Raw genomic sequence first — 2971 nt, 5'->3', positions numbered from 1 at the left:
AAGGACATCAAGGCCTTCTACATGCGCCTGAACGACGACGGCCGCACCGTGGCCGCGATGGACGTGCTGGCGCCCGGCATCGGCGAGATCGTCGGCGGCAGCCAGCGCGAGGAGCGGCTCGACGTGCTCGACGCCCGCCTGAAGGCGATGAACCTCGACCCCGCGCCCTACTGGTGGTACCGCGACCTGCGCCGCTACGGCACCGTGCCGCACGCCGGCTTCGGGCTGGGCTTCGAGCGCGCGGTGATGTACGCCACGGGCGTGGCGAATATCCGCGACGTCATCCCGTTCCCGCGGGCGCCCAAAAGCGCGGACTTCTAAGGCGCGGACTTTTAGACGGCGGGCCATCGCGCCCGTTCACAAGCCGAGGCCCCGGGCATCCGCCCGGGGCCTCGTCGTGTCGGAGTGGAGAGGTTCAGTTGAGGACCGGCGCGGCTTCCTGCGCCGCGATCGCCTTGCGGACCTCCGCCAGATTCCACCGCGCGTCCTCGTTCTCCGGGTCGTGGCGCAGCGTCTCCTCGAGCACGGCGGCGGCCTCGTCCGGCCGCCCCTGCTCCCACAGGGCGCAGGCCAGGCCGTTGGCGGCCGCCGGTTCGTCGGCGCGCCACTGCAGCACGTGCCGGAAGACGGCCTCGGCGTCGTCGGCGCGGCCGTCGCGGAACATCGACTCGCCCTCGCGCAGGCGGCGGGCGAGGTCCTGGGGCGTGGGCTCGATCGGCGCCACGCCGCGGGCGCGCGGCAGCGGCTCGAAGTGCAGCACGGGGTGGAAGCCCGCCACGACGATGCTCTCGAGGTCGAACTTCTGCTCGTAGCCCACCGCCTGCGGGATGCGCCACTTCCGCTTGAACACGCCCCAGTTCTGCTCGAGGGAGGCGCGGTAATCGACCTTCGCGGCGGCGAAGCTGCGGCTGCCGAAGTGGTGCACGAAGCAGTCGCGGGCGATCAGGCACTGATAGCCGGCCAGGAAGGCGCGCAGGCAGAAGTCGGTGTCCTCGAAGTTGCCGCGTCCGAAGCGCTCGTCCAGGCCGCCGATGCGCGCCAGCAGGTCGCGCTTGATCAGCATGCAGAAGCCCACGACCCACAGCGCCGGCTCGTCCTGCCCGCGGCAGGAGTCGCCGTGCATCCGGGCGAAGAAGTCCAGGTCCCGCAGCGAATCCTGGTCGTAGCCGACCTGCGCCAGCTTCTGCGGTCCGGTGATGCTGTTGGTGACCGGGCCGACGACGCCGGCCTGGGGGTGCTGCGCGGCGGCGATCAGCCGCTCGAGCCAGCCCGGGGTCACCACGACGTCGCTGTTGAGCAGCACCAGGTGGTCGCCGCGGGCGTGGGCCAGGCCCAGGTTGTTGCCGGCGGCGTAGCCCAGGTTCTCTTGGCTGTAGACGGCGTGGCAACGCTCCTGGTGCGCGGTCAGCTCGCGCAGCCAGTCGGCGGTGCCGTCGGTGCTGCCGTTGTCGACGAAGATGATCTCGTGGCGGGGCGCGGTGTGGGCCAGCAGCGAGGCGGCGCACTTCTGCGTGTACTCCAGCGCGTTGTGGCAGAGCACGATCACCGAAGCGGTCTGCGCGTCCGCGGGCTTGCGGACGTCGCGCTCGAAGCGCAGGCGCGGCGGCGCGTACTGGCGCAGCCGGAAGTCCGGGGCCGCCACCGCCTTCCAGTCGAGGTCGCGGTAGTAGTCGGGGGTGATCCGGTCGCGCCAGCGCGCGTTCAGCAGCGCGATGTTCCGGTCCAGCTTCGAGAAGCGTTCGGGGCCGCTCTGCGACTCGTGGTGCACGACCACGCTCTCGGGCCGGTAGACCAGCCGCCAGCCGGCCTCCTCCAGCTTCAGGCAGAAGTCGACGTCCTCGTTGCCGTTCCAGTAGGCCTCGTCGAAGCCGCCGGCGGCCTCGAAGGCCTCGCGGCGCACCAGCAGGCAGGCCGCGGTCAGGCAGCGCACGATCATGGCCTTGTCGGCGGCCGGGGAGTCGGCGGGCTTGCCGTAGGCGAGGTGCTGCCCGCCCAGCAGCGGGCCGGCGGGCGAGTCGCCCTGCACCAGCGCGACGCCGGCGTGCTGGACGGTGCCGTCGGGGAACAGCAGCTTCGAGCCGACCGCGCCGACGTAGGGATCGTGGTCGAGGGTCCAGACCAGGGGCTCGAGCCAACCCTCGGTGACCTCGGTGTCGTTGTTCAGGAACAGCAGCAGGTCGCCGCCGGCGGCGGCCGCGCCCTGGTTGCTGGCCCGGGCGAAGCCGCGGTTCTCCGGGTTCAGCACGGCGCGGATCTCGCCGCGCTCGTGCAGGTTCCGCAGCCACGCCGCCGAGCCGTCGGTCGAGCCGTTGTCCACCACGACGATCTCGGCGCCGGCGGGCGTATGGCGATGCAGCGCGTCGAGGCAGGCCTCGGTCAGCTCGCGCTTGTTGAACACGGGAATGACGATCGAGACGCGATTGGCGTGCAGGCCGGTCATCTCTGCCTCCGGGATCGGGATGCTCCGTCGGAACCTGATGGATCCCAGAGAGCAAATCCCCGGCCAGCCCCGCGGTCGCCCACCATTCCCGGCATAAAGTCAACGTGTTGAATAATATCAAGATATGGACGAGATCCTACGGCGGGATCGCCGCTTTCCGCCGCCCACCGCCAGGGATCTGGCCACGACCTGGCCCGAATCGTCCCGGCCGGCCGAAAAGGGAACCCTCCGGTCACACGAGGTGACCGGAGGGCGCCCGCCAACGGAAAGGTGGCTACCGGTCGCGTGGGAAGGTCGGGGCCGCCGGCAGCGCCGGCCGATCCTTCATCGCCGCCAGCACCTCCTGCACCGCCCGTTCGAGCTGCGGGTCGCGACCGCGGTTGACGTCTTCGGGCAGGTTCTCGACCACGATGTCGGGATCGACGCCGTGGTTCTCGACGTCCCACTCGCCCTCGAGGTTGAACAGCCCGAACTCGGGGAAGGTCACCAGCCCGCCGTCCATCAGCTGGATCCGGCTGCTGATGCCGATCA

The 2971-nt window shown here is 70.8% G+C and carries 3 protein-coding genes; 1 reads left to right on the top strand and 2 read right to left on the bottom strand.

What is annotated here, in order from left to right; all coding sequences use genetic code 11:
* Positions 1-321 (top strand): amino acid--tRNA ligase-related protein (locus Q7W29_10640; GenBank protein MDO9172277.1); only part of this gene is annotated, 321 nt, incomplete at its 5' end.
* A gap of 94 nt (positions 322-415) precedes the next feature.
* On the opposite strand, the gene Q7W29_10635 is transcribed toward Q7W29_10640, so the two are convergent.
* Both Q7W29_10635 and Q7W29_10630 read right to left on the bottom strand, forming a co-directional pair.
* A complete protein-coding gene (locus Q7W29_10635) occupies positions 416-2440 on the bottom strand; it encodes a glycosyltransferase (GenBank protein MDO9172276.1) in 2025 nt (674 codons plus the stop codon).
* Between the two features lie 274 nt (positions 2441-2714).
* A partial coding sequence (locus Q7W29_10630) for a hypothetical protein (protein MDO9172275.1) occupies positions 2715-2971 on the bottom strand: 257 nt, incomplete at its 5' end.

It is taken from the genome of bacterium, assembly GCA_030654305.1.
In the GTDB taxonomy this organism is placed as follows: domain Bacteria; phylum Krumholzibacteriota; class Krumholzibacteriia; order LZORAL124-64-63; family LZORAL124-64-63; genus PNOJ01.
This window is presented reverse-complemented; position numbering and strand designations above follow the sequence as displayed.